This window comes from Psychrobacter sp. ANT_H3, assembly GCF_027919975.1.
GTDB lineage: Bacteria > Pseudomonadota > Gammaproteobacteria > Pseudomonadales > Moraxellaceae > Psychrobacter > Psychrobacter maritimus.
Genome location: NZ_JAQISM010000005.1, coordinates 1 through 20,577 on the forward strand (window position 1 = coordinate 1; position 20,577 = coordinate 20,577).

Sequence of the window (20,577 nt, forward strand, 5' to 3'; positions counted from 1 at the left end):
ATAAGTCGTTCCAGTTCGTCTTAATGAGGTGCGTATTATAGACGGTTTGAGCTGGGTGTCAACTGCTTTTCGATAGATTTCTTAATTAATTTTAGAAGATAATAAACAAGCCATATCTTTCAATAACTTAGAGTAAAACCATTTATCAAAACATTAGGATTTTATGCTATAAACCGTCTTTAGCGTCTGCTTTTAACTGCTTTTTCAATTCAATCTGCCATTTAAAAACTGCATGTCAACTTATTATGCCTATAAAGATAGGATTTAGTGCGATTATTAATCGATATTAATGATGTCTATATTCATCTCTATTGATATTAGTCCTAAGTGCACTTATATAACTCACTTATATGCATTTATATAGCAACTGGATATAGAAGCTGACCTAACCCCTACTATCTAGTGTTGATAGACAGTTTTTGCTATAATAGCTGCTTTTATGACATTACTGCATAGCATGTCTGCTTACCTTTATTAGAAGGGTGCTTATTTGACATCATAGTAAGTTAATTATCAGTTATCAGATGACTTAATAATTATCACACTATATATGATGCTATATAAGTTTAAGCGCAGTGCTTGTAGTTAATGCTCATTTCTTACAACATATCCAACATATCATAGCGGTTAGATATAATTGACGCAGTCTTACGGTTATATGATTGATGGTTGCAATCATCACTGCCAACGGACGCAAAAAGGTGAATAGATTATGGTAGCGATTACTTTACCCGATGGTAGCGTAAAAAACTTTGAAGGCAATACAACGGTCATGGAAGTGGCGCAAAGTATTGGGGCAGGATTGGCGAAAGCGACGGTCGCTGGGCGCGTAGATGGTCAGTTAGTCGATGCGCACGACCCTATCGCCCATGATGCCAAAGTTGAAATCGTGACGCCAAAAGACGCTGACGGTGTCGATATCATTCGCCACTCGGCTGCCCACTTATTAGGTCATGCGGTTAAGCAGCTATATCCTGACGTAAAAATGGTGATTGGTCCTGTGATTGAAGATGGCTTTTATTACGACATCTATAGTGAGACGCCATTTACCCCTGAGCACATGGAAAAAATTGAAAAACGCATGATGGAGCTGATTAAGCAAGATTATGACGTTATCAAAAAAATCACGCCACGTGATGAAGTAATCAAGATATTCGAAGAGCGCGGCGAAGACTATAAGCTTAAGCTGATTAATGATATGCCGGGCGAAGAAGCCTTTGGTCTGTATCATCATCAAGAATATGTTGATATGTGCCGTGGTCCACACGTGCCAAACACCCGCTTCTTAAAAGTATTTAAACTGACCAAAATGTCAGGCGCTTATTGGCGCGGCGATGCCAAAAACGAACAGCTACAACGTATTTATGGTACGGCGTGGGCGGATAAAAAAGATTTAAAAGCCTATATCCAACGTATTGAAGAAGCCGAAAAACGTGATCACCGTAAAATTGGTAAAGCGTTAAATCTGTTCCATATGCAAGAGCAAGCGCCGGGTATGGTGTTTTGGCATGCCAATGGTTGGACGATTTATCAAGTACTTGAGCAATATATGCGTAAAGTACAAAATGATAATGGCTATGAAGAAATTAAAACGCCGCAAATCGTCGATCGCAGCTTGTGGGAACGCTCAGGACATTGGGGTAACTATGCGACCAATATGTTTACTACCTCGAGTGAAAACCGCGATTATGCGGTAAAACCGATGAACTGCCCGTGTCACGTGCAAGTCTTTAACCAAGGTTTAAAATCTTACCGTGAATTGCCACTACGTATGGCAGAGTTTGGCTCATGTCATCGTAATGAGCCATCAGGCTCATTACATGGTTTGATGCGCGTGCGCGGATTTACCCAAGATGATGCGCATATCTTTTGTACCCAAGCGCAAATTCAGCAAGAAGTGGCGGACTTTATTAAGCTGACCCTTGCCGTTTATGAAGATTTTGGTTTTGATAATATTATTATGAAGCTCTCGACCCGTCCTGAAAAACGTGTTGGTAGCGATGAGTCTTGGGACTTTGCCGAAAAAGCCTTGGCAGATGCACTAGATAGCTCAGGTCTTGATTGGGAATATCTACCCGGTGAAGGCGCGTTCTATGGTCCGAAGATTGAGTTTAGTCTGAAAGACAGTTTAGGTCGCGTCTGGCAGTGCGGTACGATTCAGGTTGATCCAAATATGCCTGAGCGCCTTGATGCTGAATTTGTTAATGAGCAAAATGAGCGCGAAACCCCTATTATGTTGCACCGTGCAATTCTAGGTTCGTTTGAGCGCTTTATCGGTATCTTGATCGAAAACTACGCCGGTTGGATGCCAGTATGGTTAGCACCGCAACAAGTAGCGGTGATGAATATCACTGATAAACAAGCGGATGCTTGTGAAAATGTGGTCAGTCAGCTGAAAAATGCGGGTTTACGAGCCACTAGCGACTTGCGTAACGAAAAGATTGGATTTAAGATACGAGAGAAAACATTAGAACGCGTTCCCTATATGCTAGTATTAGGGGATAAAGAAGTCGAATCGGGCAGTGTCAATGTCCGTACTCGCGAAGGTGAAAACCTTGGCGTGATGAGCGTTGCAGAATTTATTACATTAGTACAGACTGCTGTTGGTAAAAAAGGCCGACAGACCCCAAAAACAGATGAGGAGTAATACCTATTAAACAGTCAAACCGTTTGAACATCAACGAAGATATCACAGCTAAAGAAGTCCGTCTCGTTAAAGAAGACGGCGAACAGATGGGCGTGGTAGATATCGAAACCGCGATGAAAGCGGCACGTGAGGACAGTCTAGATTTGGTCGAATTGGTTCCTGAAGCCAAACCGCCCGTATGCAAAATCATGGATTATAAGCATTTCCTCTATGATCAAAAGCAAAAGGCGAAAGAAGCTAAAAAGAACCAAAAGCAAACTCAGCTGAAAGAGATGAAGTTGCGTCCTAGTACTGAAGAAGCCGATTATCAGGTAAAACTGAAAAAAATCGTCAGCTTCTTAGAAGACCAAGACAAAGTTAAAATCAGTATCCGTTTCCGTGGTCGTGAAATGGCGCACCAAGAGATTGGTCGTAAACAGCTAGATCGCATCATCGAAGACACCGCTGAGATTGCAAACGTCGAGCAATATCCAAAGATGGAAGGTCGTCAAATGGGTATGCTGCTTGGGCCTACTAAGAAAAAGTAATCTGCTTATAGATTGCTGCTAGTGGTGGCTGTAAATCGATGTGCCTGTTAGTTAATATAAATAATTAACTGATATAGACAGATCGTTGATAAAGATAGTTATAATCTTAACCATCAATATGCTACGGGATATTGGTGGTTTTTTAATATTTAGCCCCCTAAATGCTTATTCTTGCATATAATAAGTTGACTATAATCAGTGACGATTATTTATAAACCTTTTATAAACCGCAGTTTACAAAATCCATCTTCTCAACCTTTTCATTACCAGTTAATCTAAAGGTCAGCGCTATCACTCTTAAATATAATTCGAATAAAACCATTAAGGGCATAAAAACAATCGATACCACGACTAACTAAGAGTCTCATCAAAAGCTAATATCGTTGGTAACCAACAACGCCCTTTTCAGCTATTATAGGAAATTCCATGCAAGAATTAACCCCACCCGAAAATACCTCGACGCCAAGTATCACTTTGACCGCGCCTGAACCGGTGAAAGAAATACAAAAAAGCGAAGCCGATCAAATGGTAAAATTGGATGAAAGCCAGATTCCAGAACTTGATGCCAAGGTCGACGCCTTTGTTGATCATGTGATTAATAACTCAGTACACAGCTCTGAGTTTCAGCAAAACGTACAATCTATCCATAATTTGGGTAATAAAGAGATTCGCGAATCGGCGCAAGTGTCTAATCGTATGCTCGATTTACCAGCGAAAAGTCTCAATAACAGCTTGTTTGATAACTCCCCTATTGCCAAATCATTGACTGAGCTGCGCGGGATTGTCGAAGATTTAGATCCGAGCAAAAAAGAGCTGACCAGCTCACGTAAGCTGTTTGGTCTCATCCCATTTGGCAACAAAGTCCAAGATTATTTCCGTCAGTACGAGTCAGCGCAATCGCATATCAACGCGGTGGTGACCAGCCTTTATAATGGCAAAGACGAGCTGCTCAAAGACAATGCCATGATTGAGCAAGAAAAGGTCAATATGTGGGAATTGATGCAATCGATTCGCCAATATATCTATGTCGGTAAAAAAATCGATGAGCAGCTTGAACAAAAAGTTTATGCCGTTGAAGCGACTGACCCTGAAAAAGCGCGTATCATTAAAGAAGAGATGCTGTTTTATGTGCGTCAAAAAAATACCGACTTCTTGACCCAATTGGCGGTAAATATCCAAGGCTACTTAGCCCTTGATACCATCCGTAAAAATAACTTAGAGTTGATTAAAGGCGTAGACCGCGCGACCACGACAACTATTTCTGCATTACGTACGGCGGTTGTCGTTGCCCAAGCGATGACCAATCAAAAACTGGTACTCGACCAAATCACGGCGTTAAATAAAACGACTAGCAGCTTGATTGAATCAACGTCGGCGATGCTTAAGCGTCAGTCCTTGGAAATTCACGAGCAAGCAACCAGCAGCACAATTGAGCTTGATAAACTGCAAAATGCCTTTAATAATGTCTATGATACGATGGATATGATTAGCAATTATAAAATCGAAGCCTTAGAAAATATGAAGCAGACGGTCAATACCTTGACGACTGAAGTGGATAAAGCCCAGAAGTATCTCGATAAGTCGAATCAAACGACGGTACTTGAGGTATCCAAAGAGTTAGACAGTAAAAAAATAACCAATCAATCAAATACGGTCGATATCGATATTTGATATTTGGTTTATTTCGAATGACGAATGCTGCTGGCTATTAAAAGCTGACAGCTACTTGCTATCTGATACAGATAAGACAATTGACCTAAGATATTGCGACGTTGTTCGTGTTAAGATAGCTCTTATTAATAATTTTAAAAATAGATACGGTAATTTATGAGTTGGAACGATCCAAACGCCTCAACTGAGGCACAAAAATATGAAAACCCTATTCCTAGTCGCGAACTGATACTCAGTACGATTAACGAACATGGCGAAGTCACCCATCAACAATTGGCAAAAGCCTTTAATATTGATGATCCTGACCAATTTGATGCTTTGGGCAATCGCCTAAAAGCAATGGCGCGTGATGGCCAAGTAAACCGTGACGGGCGTCCTTATCACTATCGTACGGTGACCAAGCACGATATCGTCACAGGTACGGTGACTGCGCATCCAAAAGGTTTTGGCTTTGTATTATTAAGTGATATGCCTGACCTATTCTTGCATGAAAAGCAGATGCGCTGGGTCTTTAATGGCGATACGGTAGAAGCCGTTGGCACGTCAACAGATAACCGTGGTCGTACCGAAGGGCGTATTGTCGATGTCGTTGAACGCCGCCAAAGCAACTTTATTGGGACATTGGCGCATGATGAAGATGGTTATTGTGTTGAGCTTGGTAGCCCAAACAACCATCAGCCGATTACCGTTACTGAAGAAAACGTTCAAGCGTTTAATGCAAAACAAGGTGCGCCGGTTAAAGTCGATATTATCGATTGGCCGAACCAGCATGAATTTGCCACCGGTAAAATCACTGAAGTGCTATCAGATGATAATGACCGTGAGTTGATTATTGAGACTACTTTACTCAACTATGATATTCCATCAGACTTTAGTGAAGCGGCACTTGAACAAGCCAATGCTTATCAAGAACCAACCGAAAAAGACTTAAAAGGTCGTAGAGACTTACGTGATTTACCGCTAATTACTATTGATGGTGAAGATGCGCGCGACTTTGATGATGCAGTATTCGCAGAAAAACGCTCGGGCGGTAACTATCGTGTTTTAGTAGCGATTGCTGATGTCAGTTATTATGTCACGCCAAACTCGCCACTCGATAAAGATGCTTATGAGCGCGGCACGTCAGTCTACTTCCCGCATCGCGTGATTCCGATGTTGCCAGAAGTATTGTCTAATGGTCTGTGTTCATTGAACCCTGATCTCGACCGTCTCTGTATGGTTGCCGATATTAAGATATCGCGTGCAGGCAAGGTTACAGGCTATGAGTTCTATCCTGGAGTTATGCATTCACAAGCGCGTCTGACTTATAATCAAGTGAACGCTTATCTTGCTGATCCAAACGATAACAGCGTGCCTGAATCATTAACTGGTAATAAAGACGTCAAAAAATCGGTCGATACCTTACATCAACTGTATGAGCTACTGCTGAAAAAGCGTGAAGAGCGCCATGCAATGGAGTTTGAAACGGTTGAAACTTATATTAAGTTCAATGAAAAAGGTGGTATCGAAGCCATCTTACCGCGTACACGCGGTGATGCGCAAAAGCTTATCGAAGAGTGCATGCTGCTTGCCAATACTTGTGCGGCAAACTTTGCGCTGAAAAATGAGCTGCCTGTTTTATATCGTAACCATGATAAGCCTGATGGCGAAAAGTCGATGCGTATCCATGAATATGCAAAAAACTTTGGTCTAAGCTTCCCAGAAGAAAGCCCAACGCAAGCAGATTATCAGCGGATTATCGAAGCGACTAAAGACCGTCCTGACGCGATTAGCATCCATAGCATGCTGCTGCGCTCGATGATGCAAGCGAACTATGCGCCTGACAATATCGGGCACTTTGGTCTCGCTTATGACGAATATAGCCACTTTACCTCGCCGATTCGCCGCTATCCTGACTTAATGCTGCATCGCGCGATTAAAGCAAAAGTGACAAATAGTCAGCAGCCAGTGATGGACTTCTCACTTGACGGTGCGGGCACGCAAACCTCAGATACTGAGCGCCGCGCCGAAAAAGCATCGCGCTATGTAGAATCTTGGCTCAAATGTCATTATATGAAAGATCATGTCGGCGAAGAGTTCGATGGCGTCGTGACTACCGTGACGAGCTTCGGTCTATTTGTGACCTTGACCGATTTATATATCGATGGTTTAGTGCATATCTCAAACGTTGGTGACGATTTCTTTGTCTATGATGAGCAGCAACAACAGCTTATCGGTAAAGACAGAGGCACAGTATTTGGTCTCGGTGATTCGGTCAAAGTAAAAGTAGCGGGCGTCAATATGGACCTGCTACAAATCGACTTTGACCTCAAAGCCAAGCTACAAGCAAGCCAGATGAATCAAACCAAACGAGATCAGCCGAAGAAAACATCGGCTAGCAAAACTCCGGCTAACAAAACGTCTGCTAAGAAAAGCAGCAGCCGTGGTAAAGGCGCTAGCAAGAAAAGCTAAGGCTTTCTAAAACTTAAGATTAAAAAAAGACTAACGTTAACGTTAGTCTTTTTTTTATATGTATCGATTAATTGGCGCTTAATTAAACGGCTATTTAAACCCTAAAAAAACCAATCACTAAGAACTTTAGGCACTAAAACAACTACTGTGTATCTGTCATTTGCTCGGCACGTTGTTGGCTCGTCTGCTCTGCTTGCGCTATCTGAGTGGTTGCCTTATCAATAATGGCTTTTGGCTGCTGTCCTAAGGGCTGGCTTGCAATATCTGCTGTATTGCTATTGACGTTGCTAGTATCAGCATTAGCCTGTTCTACTTCATTACTAGCGGCTATTACTTCTCTATTTTTTTCACGTTGGCTGCCGTTAATCATATTAAACCCCAATAAAACAACAATACCTGCCAAAGCAAAAATAATCAGATGTTTGATTTGCATAAAAAATGTCTCGTCTATTTCGATAAAATGTAGATAGACGTTTCACTGCATTTTTTATGCCGACTTTTATAGTTGGTACTCACCTTTTAATAGGTAATCTTCAACGCTACTCTTGCGGGCTACTCTTGCGGGCTATTATTACTCAATAAATCCGTCTCATCTGAATTTTCAGCAATTTCTTGCTCGACCTTTTCCATCAATTTTTCATCAGGACGCGCATCAAGCACTTCGTCGGCATTCCGACCTTGCAGGATATGTTTTGCCCGCGCTTTGGCTTGTTTTTTATCCTTATATTCCATTGTGGTTTCAGGAGCTTGCGCTTCATTAGATATTTGAGAAGCGCTAGAAGTCTCAGAAGCTTTAGCAATATTTGGCGGTACTATTACTTGCGTTTGCGCCTTATCGCTCGTTTGACTGCTTTGGAGCTGCTCAAACGCTTTTTCTAGCTTATGGTTAAAACGCAGCTGATAAATAGGCTCGGGTAAGCTAAAGCCTTCATCTTCCAACGCATGCTTGGTTTCGCGAATGGCGATACTGCGGGCTTTGGAAAAATCAGCTTCCAATTGATTGACCCATACTTGAAACTGCAAAATAATATTTGAGTCACCAACTTCTTTGATGACGGCAGTAACCTTTGGCTTATCTAGAGCGAAACCCAACTGACATATGGCATCGATACCTACTTTGATGGCAGCAAGCGGATCATCATTGGCATCTACGCCTAATTCAAAAGTAAAACGGCGCTCAGGGTTTTTGGTGTAATTTAAAATCGTGGCTTTAAAGACTTCGGCATTGGGAATCCGCAACTGGTTGCCATCTAAGGTCATTAAAATCGTCGCACGTGAGGTCAGGCGTACCACAATGCCTTCTTGATTATTAATCAAAATATGATCGCGGGCGCGAAACGGTTGACGAATACTGAGCATGAGCGAGGCAATATAGTTCTCAATCGTATCCTTGACGGCAAAACCAACGGCGATACCAATAACGCCTGCGCCGCCAAGTAGCGTGCCCAAGATAGTCTCAGCACCAATCAAACTTAACGCTAAAATAAGACCAAAAACGATAAAGATGACTTTAACGGTCTGGGCAAGCAACTCTGCAACAAAAGGATTGGGCGTAAGGCGTTGCCACATATTCTTGCGATTGGATAACCAGCTGCCAAACCACGTGACCAAGGCAAATAAAACAATCCCTACCAGTAATAATGGCAAAGCTTTGACTAAGTTTTTGGTTTGTGCCTTGAGGCTTTGATAAACGGTCGAGACATTATCTTGCACATCAAGCGTGCGATTGATTCTATCTTCGACCGTCACCACGTCCGTTAAGCGATTGGTTAAATTAATGGCTTGCTGGGCTTTTTTCTCATTAGGAGTCTCACCGGTTAAGGTAACAACGCCTTGGTTGACGCTAACATTAACTGCTTGTAAGCCGTCAATTTCGGAAAAAATGCCACTAATACGTTGACGAATGTCATTGTCTTTTAATGGTGTTGGGGTGGTTTCGATTTGAGCGTTATTGGTGCTTTCACCGCTGATAACAGGTGGTAGCTGGACGGGCGTCGGCGGTGCAGTGTCAGAAGTATTCGGAATCTCAGGCGTGATAGCTATAGTACTATTTAGCCCGTTATTTAAATCACTCGTAGCTGGATTGTTGATAGCTGGGTCATTAATAGTTGGTACAGTAGTCGGCTGAGCGCTTGGTTCATTATTAACGGCATTATTATCAGCAAACGCATCAGTGAGTGCAACATTCTCACTTGTACTGCTTTTTTCAGCCGCATAAGTGGGCATACTTAAAACGATGCTTAAGAGCAACAGTAACTGACCGCACGCCTTTACCATTATGCGTGACTTGCCTAGCTTGCTTGACCTACGTAGCCTACGTAATTCAGGCTGGTCAAAATACGCTGCCATAAGCATCCCTTTTGTATTCTAACTCTATGCTACATTTGCAATCATGCTATGCAAATATAGCTATTTAAAACTACTTACCATCCAGATAAAGCTGCGCTTCACCCAAATCTAAGGTGCCTTCATAGATAGCACGACCAGTGATGATACCTTCGATGCAATCACCATAAGGTTTTAGCAATTCGATATCTTTCATATCGGTGACGCCGCCTGATGCAATCACCGGTAAGCCGCCTTCACGCGCTAAGTTGACGGTCTGCTCGACGTTGACGCCTTGCATCATGCCATCGCGGTTGATATCGGTATAAACGATTGACGATACGCCGACATCAGCAAAGCGCTTGGCAAGCTCAGTCGCTTTAGTATCGGTCACGTTTGCCCAACCGTGTGTCGCAACCATGCCGTCTTTGGCATCGATACCGACGATGATATGTCCGGCAAATTCGCGGCAAGCTTCGGCCACAAAATCAGGCTCTTCAACGGCTTTGGTACCAATAATAATGTAAGTGAGACCCGCGCTAATATACTGCTCGATGGTTTTCATATTGCGCACACCGCCGCCCAATTGAATCGGCAGCTTAGGAAAGGCTTTAGCAATGTCATTGACCACTTGCTTATGTACTGGAATCCCGTCAAATGCGCCATTTAAATCGACCAAATGCAAGCGACGCGCGCCTTCATTGACCCAACGCGCCGCCATGGCGACCGGATCATCAGAAAATACCGTATCGTCTTCCATACGACCTTGTTTTAAGCGCACACATTTACCATCTTTTAAATCAATAGCAGGGATAATGACAGGGACAGCACACATATAGCATTCCTTATAAAAACGATATGGACAATAAAAAAACCATTAAAAAGTGAAACAAGCGTCAATAGCTACTTAATCAATAGCTACTTAAAAGCGACTGCTTATAAAGTCATTTAGCATAGCAAATTAAAAGCGGCTGTTAGGAGAAATTCGTTAAATATTAAAATGACAGTAGAAAATATAAAAATTGCTTAAAATTTGGCTGGATAATGGCAAAAAAACGACAATCATAACCATAAGTTTTAGCACGTGGATTCACTAGCAACATTAGGTAAATTCAATTACCAACTGGCAATTTTAGGTCAGTTTAGCGTATAATCCTAGGTAAATTTGTATTTGTGCGATAAAACCTAATCGTCTGCTACCTATCGACGATTACAATCAGCACAAGGTAAATATGAGCTAAGTGTTAACAACCAGATTAATGCTTACGCTTACAAATTGCGCTTATCAAGCAATTGAGTTTACCCTGTAACCATAGTTCGTTAAACAGCGCTTGGATAGTTTTCTAAAAGATGGCTTGGACAAAACATAAACAAGTCACTTATTCCTCATTTATATTCACTCGAATGAATAGCGCTGCTTAAAATACACAGATCCTGTGATTTAAAGATTCTATGATTAACAGATGTTCTGATTTATCGTTATTAGGATTTATAGCTATTAGGATTTTGAATACGACAAATTTTAAGATTTTAATAAATCGTATGGTAAAACTGTCTTTTATCTAACGTCATCCTAGTTGAGGATGGCATGAGATTTAAAGGTTTTAGTGTACACCTTGGTAGCCAGTCGTCACTTTGGTCATTCGAATAAGACATTAACGTGTTGTTAAGGAGTCTAAGGTCAGCGTTAATACTCTTACTTGTAGTTATGATGATGTGTTATGTCTAGAGCGCTTTTTCACGCCCTTTTTGGGGCTTGATTAAGGACTTTATTGATGACGCTGTTATTCATGCTGCCGATATACCAAACAGGACGTCTGGTATCGTTTTAGACTATGGACTAAGTTTTCGCTTATGATTACCATCAAAAAAGGTTTGGATTTACCCATCACTGGTGAACCCTCCCGCGAGATATCTGAGCACAGACCCGCCCATGTGGCACTTGTTGGCTATGATTATGTGGGCATGAAGCCCACGATGAATGTCAAAGAAGGCGACATCGTAGCTAAAGGTCAGCCCGTTTTTGAAGATAAAAAACGTGTCGGCGTTATCTACACCGCCCCTGCTGCTGGTAAGGTCATCGCCGTTAATCGCGGTGAGCGTCGTGTGTTCGAAAGTCTTGTGATTGCGGTCGACCCAAACGGTGAAGAAGTAGAATTTCAGCGCTACGACTCCCAGCAACTTGCTGACCTAGATTCTGAAGTCGTTGAAACCCAACTGCTTGCCTCTGGTGAATGGACCGCGTTCCGTACGCGTCCCTATAGCCGTTCTCCTGAAATCGGTGCCCGTCCTCACGCCATCTTTGTCACCGCCATGGATACCAATCCATTAGCGTTTGACCCGATGTTGCTGATTAATGAGCAACTGCAGGCGTTTAATGACGGACTTGCCGTATTATCAACGCTCAGCCCCAAGACCTTTGTCTGCCATCACGGTGATGCCCAGTTGACGCCAGTTGCCAAAACGGCGGCTAATAATGTCACTGAGTATCATAGCTTTGCCGGTAAACATCCAGCCGGTCTTGCGGGCACGCACATTCACTTTTTGCATCCTATCATGCGCGGTGTGACCGTTTGGACGATTGGCTATCAAGACGTGATTGCCATTGGTAAGCTATTTACCACCGGTCGCTTATACACGCGCCGTATGCTTAGCCTTGCCGGTCCTGCGGTTAAAAACCCGCATTTAATCGTCACCGAACGCGGTGCTGATATCACAGCATTGACTAAAGGTGAGCTTGAAGCAAGTGAGAACCGTGTGATTTCAGGTTCTGTGCTATCAGGTCGCAAAGTGTTTGGTAATACCGCTTATCTTGGTCGCTTCCATAATCAAGTCAGTGTGCTAACCGAAGGTCGTGAGCGCCCAGCGTTCCATTTCTTAAGTATCGGTAGCAACCGTTTCTCAAAACTGCCTATCTATATTTCTAAGTTCTTTGGTAGTAAGAAATACGACTTTACCACCTCAAGCAATGGTTCGCCGCGCGCAATGGTGCCAATCGGTGTCTATGAAGAAGTCATGCCACAAGACTACCTGCCAACGCAGCTATTACGTGCCTTGATTGTCGAAGACATCATCAGCGCCGTCGATTTGGGCGTACTTGAATTGGACGAAGAAGATTTGGCATTATGCACCTTCGTATCTCCTGGCAAATATGAATTCGGCGATATTTTGCGTGATAACTTAACGCGCATTGAGCTGGAGGGCTAACCACGATGAAATTTTTACACAATATGTTCGATCGTATGGAGCCGTCTTTCACCAAGGGTGGCAAACACGAAAAATATTATGCCATCTTTGAGATGTTTGATACGTTTTTACGTCAACCAGGCTCAACGACATACGCATCATCACACGTACGCGACGGTATTGACCTCAAGCGTATTATGATTACCGTTTGGTTATGTACCTTCCCTGCGATGTTTTGGGGTATGTATAATATCGGTCATCAAGCATTAACGGCGATTGCAACGCTTGGCTTGCAGCCTGAAGGTTGGCGCACGGTTATCACCAGTATGGCAGGCTACAACCCAGACAGTATCTGGGCAAGCTTTGTCTACGGGGCGATGCAATTCTTACCGATTTATCTGGTCACCTTTGGGGTCGGTATTCTCTGTGAGATTATCTTCGCCGTGGTGCGCGGACATGAAGTCAACGAAGGTTTCTTTGTAACTTCTGTCCTATTTGCGCTCTGTCTACCACCAGATATTCCTTTATGGCAAGTTGCCTTAGGTATTATCTTTGGTGTGGTCGTAGCAAAAGAAGTCTTTGGCGGTACGGGTAAAAACTTCCTTAACCCTGCCCTCTCGGGTCGTGCTTTCTTATACTTTGCCTATCCAGCTTATATGTCTGGCGACTCAGTATGGACCGCGGTTGATGGTTTTTCGGGTGCAACACCACTTGGTTTGGCTGCACTTGGCGTCGTCCCACAAGACTTCGTTGATGTCTATGGCAATGCCATTACGTGGACTGATGCTTTCTTAGGTAATATGCAAGGCAGTATCGGTGAAGTATCAACACTGGCTATCTTAATGGGTGCAGTGGTTCTACTTTGGACGCGCATTGCCTCATGGCGCATCATGGCAGGTTGTGTGGTCGGTCTAATTGCCACATCGCTAGTATTTAACATGATTGGCTCTGAAGACAATATGATGATGAAACTGCCGTTCTATTGGCACTTAGTTATCGGTGGCTTCGCCTTTGGTGCGGTGTTTATGGCAACCGATCCTGTATCAGCTGCGCATACCAATAAAGGCCGCTGGGCTTATGGTATCTTGATTGGTTTTATGACCGTATTGATTCGCGTCGTCAACCCAGCCTTCCCAGAAGGCATCATGCTTGCCATTTTATTCGCCAACTTATTTGCGCCACTATTTGACTATTTTGTGACGCAAGCAAATATCAAGCGCCAAACAGCACGGAGGGTTCGCTATGTCCAAGCCCAAAAGTAATAATGCAAAAACCATCAGTGTGGCGCTGACGCTATGCTTGGTGTGTTCTGTATTGGTCTCAGCCGCTGCTGTTGGTTTAAAACCAGCGCAAGTTGAAAACGCGCGCTTAGACCGTAACAAAAACATCTTAGTTGCAGCCGGTATGTTTGACCCTGCGTCAGATACCAATGAAGATGTGGCTGAGCGTTTTAAAGACTTTGAGGTAAAAATCGTTGACCTAAGTAAAGGTAACTACCTCGATGACGACGCGCTAAAAGCCGCTGGTATTCCTGATCGTAATGCTTACGATGCCAGTCAAGCGACCAAGAACAAAGCCTTAAGTGAAGACTTGGGCAGCAACGACCCTGCCGGTATCGGTCGTGTTCCTAAATATGCCAAGGTCTATGTTAAAAGTGATGATGCCGGAAAGCCTGAAATGGTGGTCCTGCCGATTCAAGGTTATGGACTATGGGGTACGATTTATGGTTTCTTAACGCTTGAAAGTGACATGAATACCATTAAAGGTATCAGTTTCTATGAGCACAAAGAAACCCCAGGTCTAGGCGCTCGTATCGAGGAGCCTGAGTGGCGCGCCATGTGGAGCGGTATTCACTCTTATGACGAAAACGGCGCTGTTGCTACTGGTGTGACCAAAGCCGGTAATCCAAAAGATAACTGGGTTGATGGTATCAGTGGAGCAACCTTAACCGGTCGCGGCGTAAGTAACATGATTCAGTTTTGGCTCGGTGAGCAAGGCTATAAGCCATATTTAGACCAGCTGCGTGAAGAAAGCGGTAAAACACTGGCGGGTGCAGAAGTCAAAGCCAGTCAAAGCCCGTATAAAAAGCTGGGTCAGAACTTACATCAACAGCAGACGCATCCCGTAACCGAACTGGTCGCAGTAGTACCAGCAGCACACGGCAAGGAGGCATAACATGGCTGATACAAAAGGTATTTTAACCTCGCCTATTTTTGATAATAACCCTATTGCGCTACAAATCTTAGGTATTTGTTCGGCATTGGCAGTTACTACGAGTGTGGCGAATGCGTTGGTAATGAGTGTGGCGTTGACCTTGGTCACGGCATTTTCGAGCTTCTTTATCTCTATTATCCGTAAGCAAATCCCATCAAGCATTCGTATTATCGTGCAGATGACGATTATTGCGTCATTGGTTATTGTGGTTGACCAAATCTTAAAAGCGGTCGCTTATGATGTCAGTAAAGGTCTGTCGGTATTCGTTGGTTTGATTATCACCAACTGTATCGTAATGGGCCGTGCTGAAGCATTTGCGATGAGCAATCCGCCAGTACCAAGCTTTTTAGATGGTATTGGTAACGGTCTTGGTTACTCGGCAGTATTGCTATTTGTCGCCAGTATTCGTGAGATTTTGGGCGCAGGCAGCTGGTTTGGCATGACTATTTTGCAAACCGCTACCGATGGTGGCTGGTACGTACCAAACGGTCTATTGCTATTGCCACCGTCAGCGTTCTTTATTATTGCCCTGTTTATCGTGATTATCCGTATCTGGAAACCAGAACAGGTCGAAGAAGCTGAATTTGTAATGAAGCCGCAATCTAAAGGCATGGCACAAGGGGGCGGTCACTAATGGGACATTATGTCAGTTTATTTATAACCTCGGTCTTTATCGAGAATATGGCGCTGGCCTACTTCTTAGGCATGTGTACCTTTTTAGCGGTATCAAAAAAGGTCTCAACCGCTATCGGTCTTGGGGTAGCCGTCGTCGTCGTCATGGCGATTACTGTACCGCTAAACAATCTGCTGTTTCAGTTCATCCTAAAAGATGGTGCACTGGCATGGGCAGGTTTCCCTGATATCGATTTAAGCTTCTTAGGCCTACTCAGTTATATCGGTTTGATTGCTGCCACGGTACAGATTCTAGAGATGTTCTTGGATAAGTTCGTTCCAAGTCTGTATAACGCCCTAGGGGTATTCTTACCCCTGATTACCGTCAACTGTGCCATCTTAGGTGGCGTACTGTTTATGGTTGAGCGTGATTATAATTTTGGCGAATCAGTCGTCTATGGCGTTGGCGCAGGCTTCGGTTGGGCATTGGCAATTACCGCCTTGGCGGGTATCCGTGAAAAGCTAAAATACTCAGACATTCCAGCACCGCTGCGTGGTCTTGGTATTACCTTTATCACGGTTGGTCTGATGTCACTGGGCTTTATGTCTTTCGGCGGTATGTCAATTTAAACCGCTACGCTTAAAAGCCTATTTAGCGATTTGACCTATTTAATTCATTTATTCGGTAGGGGTTCAGGAAACACGCAATGACGTATTTTCGCACCCCTACTCCATAGATTAAGGATACCTACCATGGATTACGCTACGGCGATTGGTGGCGTTGCTATGTTTACCTTGATCATCATGGGACTCGTTGCCATTATTTTGGCGGCGCGCTCAAGACTGGTCAGTTCAGGCGATGTTACTATCCATATTAATGATAATCCCGATAATGACGTCGTGACACCCGCAGGCGGCAAGCTGCTACAAACACTGGCGAGCGAAGGTATTTTCTTATCTTCAGCCTGTGGTGGCGGTGGTACGTGTGCGCAGTGTCGTTGCCGCGTTATTGAAGGGGGCGGATCTATCCTGCCCACCGAAGAAGGGTACTTTACCCAAGGTGAAATCCGTAACCACATGCGTCTTGCCTGTCAGGTTGCGGTAAAGCAAGACATGAAAATCGAGATTGACCCTGAATTCTTTGATGTACAAAAGTGGGAATGTGAGGTTATCTCTAATGATAACGTTGCCACCTTTATTAAAGAGTTGGTGCTTAAAATTCCAGATGGCGAAGAAGTTAACTTCCGTGCCGGTGGTTATGTACAGTTAGAGGCGCCACCGCATGAAGTGCATTATAAAGACTTTGTGATTGACGAAGAGTATCGCGAAGACTGGGAAAAATTTGGTATCTTCAACTATGTGTCAAAAGTTGATGAGCCGGTGATTCGTGCTTATTCGATGGCCAACTACCCTGAAGAAAAAGGCCTTATTAAGTTTAATATCCGTATCGCCAGTCCACCGCCACGTGGTCCTGACGGTATTCCACCCGGCAAAATGTCCTCTTGGGTATTTAGTCTCGTACCTGGCGATAAAGTGACAGTTTCGGGGCCCTATGGTGAATTCTTTGCCAAAAAGACTGACGCTGAAATGATTTTCGTCGGTGGTGGTGCGGGTATGGCACCGATGCGCTCGCACATCTTCGATCAGCTTAAACGCTTACATACCGACCGTAAGATTAGCTTTTGGTATGGTGCGCGCTCGATTCGTGAGATGTTCTACGTTGAAGATTATGATCAACTAGAAGAAGAGTTTGATAACTTTGAGTGGCATGTGGCCTTGTCTGACCCATTACCAGAAGACAATTGGGAAGGTCCAACGGGCTTTATCCATAACGTGCTACTTGAGAATTATCTCAAAGACCATCCAAATCCAGAAGACTGTGAATACTACATGTGTGGGCCACCGATGATGAACGCGGCGGTAATCGACATGCTACACAGCTTGGGCGTGGAAGATGAAAACATCATGCTTGATGACTTTGGTGGTTAAGTGGGTGGTCAAGCGGGTGGTTAAGCTGCTTGATTAAATTGGGTGATAAAACCTGTTCATCAAGCAAACAGTATTACCCAGATAATATATGCTAAATTAAGAGTCTCAATGGAGGCTCTTTTTTTTATGGGCTAAATAAATTAGATGATGTGATGAAAAACATATTCGCACAAGAAAGGATTCTTATGAAAACCAAAGTGAAAGATTTAACCATTTGGATAACCGGTGCTTCTAGCGGTATCGGTGAAGCACTATCTATCGCCTTTGCCAAACGCGGTGCCAGCATTATTTTAAGTGGCCGTGATAAGGATAAATTAGAAGCGGTTAAAAGTCGCTGTAATAACAGCAAAAAACATATCGTTGTCTCCTTTGATATCGCCGATGCTAAGCAAGCAAAAGAAGCCTATGAAACAATCAAAGCCCAAACTGGAAAAGTGGATTGGCTGATTAATAATGCCGGCGTCAGTCAACGTTCGCTTATCATGGAAACCACTGAAGACGTCGAACGCCAAATCATGGAGATAGATTACTTTGCGCAAACGCGGCTGACCAGATTGGTATTGCCCGATATGATTGCGCAAGGTGGCGGCAAAGTTGTCATGGTATCGAGCGTGGCAGGTTTACTTGGGACCCAATATCGCGGCGCTTATGGTGCTGCAAAAGCGGCTATCCATATGTGGGCAAACAGTCTACGCGCTGAATTGCATGACCAAGGCATCGAGGTGGCGACGATATTCCCAGGATTTATTCAAACCAATATTTCTATAAATGCCTTAACGGGTGATGGTAGCGCGCAGGGTACGATGGACGAGGCAACCAATAAAGGACTGACCGCGACTACATTTGCCAAACAAGTCGTCAAAGCACTGACTAAAGGTGAAGAATATATTATCGTTGCTGGTAATAAAGAAAAACTCGCCACTAAAGTCAATCGCTTATCGCCGCCAAAACTTTATAAGCTCATCCGTGAATCGAAAGTAAGATAAATCTAACAAACTCAGCAATTAGGTTTTAAGTCGATGATTGGCGTTATGGGTGACAAGGGGTGTAAAATAGGCAGCGCTTAGTTAGTTAGTTATTAACTGTTCTTAAATAACCATTCTTTACTAGCTAACGCCCCCACTCACCCCTTCGCTTTATCAAGCTGTGATGACTTATATGACAAATTTAACCGCGTTTTCTTCTGCTAACAAATTCATAAAACCCGCCTTCTTGTCCGTAATCGCTATCGGCTCTGTATTAAGTATTAGCGCCTGCCAGCAAAAAACCGATTATAACAATCTCAGCGGCGAGACCATGGGTACCAGCTACCATATTAGTTATCAATTGCCTAAAGGCGCTGATGAATCTGCCATACAAGCCGCCATCGATAAGCGCTTGCAAGACATCAATGACAGCATGTCCACTTATCAAGCAGACTCTACTATTTCTAAATTTAATCAGTTAGGCAAAGATACACCCATTGCTATCGACGCCGATTTTAGCCATGTGTTGGAAGCGTCTAAGCAAGTTTATGAGCTATCAGGTGGCGCTTTTGATCCGACGGTAATGCCATTGATTGAAACATGGGGCTTTGGCAGTACCATGACGGTTGAGCGCTTACAAAGTCCACCGACAGCGCTTGAGATTGCACAAGCTAAAGCCTTGGTCGACTTTAAAAGCGTGATACAAAAAGAGCAAAGCATTTATAAAACCAAAGATGGCGTCGAGCTTGATTTTTCGGCGGTCGCTAAAGGTTATGGTGTTGACGTCATTGCCGATGTACTCAGAGATAACTATCAGATTCGCAATTACATGGTTGAAATTGGCGGCGAAGTGGCGACTTCTGGGGTCAGCGCTCAGCAGCAACCGTGGCAAATCGCCATTGATGCACCCATCGAAGGCAGCACGGTGAGCGCACGCCAAACCATGGCAGTGATTCGCCAGCCTATTAATAATGGCTCTACTATGTCGCTAGCAACCTCTGGCAACTATCGCAATTCCGTCGTTTTTGACGGTAAGCATTACAGCCATACCATTGACCCAACAACGGGTGAGCCCATTGTTGGTGGCGCGCCATCAGTGACTGTGGCAGCAGAAACAGTCGCACTGGCTGATGCTTGGGCAACTGCTTTGACCGCGATGCCTTATGAGAAAGCCCTTGCCACTGCCAAAGAGCACAATATCGCCGCCTTATTTGTTATCTTGGCTGATAATGTAAATCTCGGTGCAGCGGCCGACAGTATCGATGATTGGCAAGTAGTAGAAACCCCTACGATGAAAGCCTTACGTGCCGACAAAAAGTCCTAATATCAAAAGCATGGGCTTTACTATGCCTGCTAAGCACAAACGGAGCAGGCGAAATTTTGCTATACTATAAGCAAGTTATCGACTAGATGACTGTCCTATATTTTAAACGAGAGGTTCCCTCTATGCTTAACCAATTGCTCCCTATGCTTGCTATCACCTTTACCGTCTTCATGCTGTTTTTTATCTTCATGGGCATCGGTTATATGGTCAAGAAAAAGCCGCTTAGAGGTTCTTGCGGCGGTGTGGCAAAATTGATGGGCGACGAGCATTGCTCATTCTGTGGTAACGATCCCAATAAGTGCGATTCACTGGTCGACCAACAGCAAGAAACTGCCCTTAAAGCTGCCCAACTAGGTAAGTCTGTATAAACGCCTTATTTGTTACTATATGCTGGTAGTATTTAGCTAACCTCTGTTCCTATAATGGCGTCTAGTCCTTTGCAATTTAACGTTGCAAGCTAACAGGGACTGACGCTATTTTTTTGTGCGCTTAGTCCTTTATCGCTTAGCCTTTGTATAGAGTGTTTTTTAAGCCAATTTCTATCATAAGCGCTTGATAAGCAAAATCGACTTATAAGCAAAAGCAAAAGCAAAAAACCATTACTCATATACTAAGCTTACCCTGCTAAATTAAACGGGTAGTAAGCTTATATGACGGGCGTTCTGC

The 20,577-nt window shown here is 43.7% G+C and carries 16 protein-coding genes; 13 read left to right on the forward strand and 3 right to left on the reverse strand.

Annotated features, from left to right (window positions below; all coding sequences use genetic code 11):
• Positions 1-712: 712 nt before the first annotated feature.
• From thrS to rnr, 4 genes are all read left to right on the forward strand, one after another.
• Positions 713-2,647, forward strand: a complete 1,935-nt coding sequence (gene thrS / locus PG901_RS04355; protein ID WP_201563927.1) for a threonine--tRNA ligase — start codon at positions 713-715, stop codon at positions 2,645-2,647.
• A gap of 23 nt (positions 2,648-2,670) precedes the next feature.
• Positions 2,671-3,174: a translation initiation factor IF-3 gene (gene infC / locus PG901_RS04360; protein ID WP_045447656.1), complete on the forward strand. Its 504-nt coding sequence runs from the start codon at positions 2,671-2,673 to the stop codon at positions 3,172-3,174.
• 426 nt (positions 3,175-3,600) lie between these two features.
• Entirely contained in the window at positions 3,601-4,845 is a 1,245-nt protein-coding gene (locus PG901_RS04365) for a toxic anion resistance protein (protein WP_201563925.1), read from the forward strand.
• Positions 4,846-5,001: 156 nt separating this feature from the next.
• Positions 5,002-7,296: a ribonuclease R gene (gene rnr, locus PG901_RS04370; protein WP_271133644.1), complete on the forward strand. Its 2,295-nt coding sequence runs from the start codon at positions 5,002-5,004 to the stop codon at positions 7,294-7,296.
• 142 nt (positions 7,297-7,438) lie between these two features.
• On the opposite strand, the gene PG901_RS04375 is transcribed toward rnr, so the two are convergent.
• The 3 genes from PG901_RS04375 to hisA form a co-directional block, all read right to left on the reverse strand.
• Complete coding sequence (locus PG901_RS04375; protein WP_271133645.1) at positions 7,439-7,729, reverse strand: hypothetical protein; 291 nt, start codon at positions 7,727-7,729, stop codon at positions 7,439-7,441.
• Positions 7,730-7,848: 119 nt separating this feature from the next.
• A complete protein-coding gene (locus tag PG901_RS04380; RefSeq protein ID WP_271133646.1) occupies positions 7,849-9,522 on the reverse strand; it encodes a mechanosensitive ion channel domain-containing protein in 1,674 nt (557 codons plus the stop codon).
• A gap of 193 nt (positions 9,523-9,715) precedes the next feature.
• The gene (gene hisA / locus PG901_RS04385; protein ID WP_183619188.1) at positions 9,716-10,456 is read right to left on the reverse strand and encodes a 1-(5-phosphoribosyl)-5-[(5-phosphoribosylamino)methylideneamino]imidazole-4-carboxamide isomerase; all 741 of its coding nucleotides are present in this window, start codon (positions 10,454-10,456) and stop codon (positions 9,716-9,718) included.
• A 1,019-nt stretch (positions 10,457-11,475) separates the two neighbouring features.
• Between hisA and PG901_RS04390 the strand changes: the two genes are divergently transcribed.
• The 9 genes from PG901_RS04390 to nqrM all read left to right on the forward strand — a co-directional run bounded on the left by PG901_RS04390 (position 11,476) and on the right by nqrM (position 20,279).
• Positions 11,476-12,828 carry a Na(+)-translocating NADH-quinone reductase subunit A gene (locus PG901_RS04390; RefSeq protein WP_201563919.1) on the forward strand — a complete coding sequence of 451 codons (1,353 nt, stop codon included), beginning with the start codon at positions 11,476-11,478 and terminating at the stop codon, positions 12,826-12,828.
• 5 nt (positions 12,829-12,833) lie between these two features.
• Positions 12,834-14,069, forward strand: coding sequence for an NADH:ubiquinone reductase (Na(+)-transporting) subunit B (locus PG901_RS04395; RefSeq protein ID WP_271133647.1), 1,236 nt, complete (start codon positions 12,834-12,836; stop codon positions 14,067-14,069).
• Positions 14,050-14,982, forward strand: a complete 933-nt coding sequence (locus PG901_RS04400) for a Na(+)-translocating NADH-quinone reductase subunit C (RefSeq protein WP_271133648.1) — start codon at positions 14,050-14,052, stop codon at positions 14,980-14,982. The genes PG901_RS04395 and PG901_RS04400 overlap by 20 nt, the downstream gene beginning before the upstream one ends.
• A gap of 1 nt (position 14,983) precedes the next feature.
• On the forward strand, positions 14,984-15,655 hold the full coding sequence (locus PG901_RS04405; protein WP_201563913.1) for an NADH:ubiquinone reductase (Na(+)-transporting) subunit D: 672 nt from the start codon (positions 14,984-14,986) through the stop codon (positions 15,653-15,655).
• Complete coding sequence (gene nqrE, locus PG901_RS04410; RefSeq protein ID WP_011281361.1) at positions 15,655-16,263, forward strand: NADH:ubiquinone reductase (Na(+)-transporting) subunit E; 609 nt, start codon at positions 15,655-15,657, stop codon at positions 16,261-16,263. The genes PG901_RS04405 and nqrE overlap by 1 nt, the downstream gene beginning before the upstream one ends.
• Before the next feature lie 123 nt (positions 16,264-16,386).
• Entirely contained in the window at positions 16,387-17,622 is a 1,236-nt protein-coding gene (gene nqrF / locus PG901_RS04415) for an NADH:ubiquinone reductase (Na(+)-transporting) subunit F (protein WP_201625644.1), read from the forward strand.
• A gap of 185 nt (positions 17,623-17,807) precedes the next feature.
• The gene (locus PG901_RS04420; protein ID WP_271133649.1) at positions 17,808-18,608 is read left to right on the forward strand and encodes an SDR family NAD(P)-dependent oxidoreductase; all 801 of its coding nucleotides are present in this window, start codon (positions 17,808-17,810) and stop codon (positions 18,606-18,608) included.
• A gap of 172 nt (positions 18,609-18,780) precedes the next feature.
• On the forward strand, positions 18,781-19,911 hold the full coding sequence (locus PG901_RS04425; RefSeq protein ID WP_271133650.1) for an FAD:protein FMN transferase: 1,131 nt from the start codon (positions 18,781-18,783) through the stop codon (positions 19,909-19,911).
• Between the two features lie 122 nt (positions 19,912-20,033).
• Positions 20,034-20,279, forward strand: a complete 246-nt coding sequence (nqrM, locus tag PG901_RS04430; RefSeq protein WP_201563905.1) for a (Na+)-NQR maturation NqrM — start codon at positions 20,034-20,036, stop codon at positions 20,277-20,279.
• The last annotated feature ends 298 nt before the right edge of the window (positions 20,280-20,577 follow it).

What these genes read in the sequence shown, in the direction of transcription:
- nqrF (WP_201625644.1), top strand. Translation starts at nt 16,387, where the DNA reads ATGGATTACGCTACGGCGATTGGTGGCGTTGCTATGTTTACCTTGATC.
- rnr (WP_271133644.1), top strand. Translation starts at nt 5,002, where the DNA reads ATGAGTTGGAACGATCCAAACGCCTCAACTGAGGCACAAAAATATGAA.
- PG901_RS04390 (WP_201563919.1), top strand. Translation starts at nt 11,476, where the DNA reads ATGATTACCATCAAAAAAGGTTTGGATTTACCCATCACTGGTGAACCC.
- PG901_RS04400 (WP_271133648.1), top strand. Translation starts at nt 14,050, where the DNA reads ATGTCCAAGCCCAAAAGTAATAATGCAAAAACCATCAGTGTGGCGCTG.
- nqrE (WP_011281361.1), top strand. Translation starts at nt 15,655, where the DNA reads ATGGGACATTATGTCAGTTTATTTATAACCTCGGTCTTTATCGAGAAT.
- PG901_RS04395 (WP_271133647.1), top strand. Translation starts at nt 12,834, where the DNA reads ATGAAATTTTTACACAATATGTTCGATCGTATGGAGCCGTCTTTCACC.
- PG901_RS04405 (WP_201563913.1), top strand. Translation starts at nt 14,984, where the DNA reads ATGGCTGATACAAAAGGTATTTTAACCTCGCCTATTTTTGATAATAAC.
- hisA (WP_183619188.1), bottom strand. Translation starts at nt 10,456, where the DNA reads ATGTGTGCTGTCCCTGTCATTATCCCTGCTATTGATTTAAAAGATGGT.
- nqrM (WP_201563905.1), top strand. Translation starts at nt 20,034, where the DNA reads ATGCTTAACCAATTGCTCCCTATGCTTGCTATCACCTTTACCGTCTTC.
- PG901_RS04375 (WP_271133645.1), bottom strand. Translation starts at nt 7,729, where the DNA reads ATGCAAATCAAACATCTGATTATTTTTGCTTTGGCAGGTATTGTTGTT.
- PG901_RS04425 (WP_271133650.1), top strand. Translation starts at nt 18,781, where the DNA reads ATGACAAATTTAACCGCGTTTTCTTCTGCTAACAAATTCATAAAACCC.
- PG901_RS04420 (WP_271133649.1), top strand. Translation starts at nt 17,808, where the DNA reads ATGAAAACCAAAGTGAAAGATTTAACCATTTGGATAACCGGTGCTTCT.
- PG901_RS04365 (WP_201563925.1), top strand. Translation starts at nt 3,601, where the DNA reads ATGCAAGAATTAACCCCACCCGAAAATACCTCGACGCCAAGTATCACT.
- PG901_RS04380 (WP_271133646.1), bottom strand. Translation starts at nt 9,522, where the DNA reads ATGCCCACTTATGCGGCTGAAAAAAGCAGTACAAGTGAGAATGTTGCA.
- thrS (WP_201563927.1), top strand. Translation starts at nt 713, where the DNA reads ATGGTAGCGATTACTTTACCCGATGGTAGCGTAAAAAACTTTGAAGGC.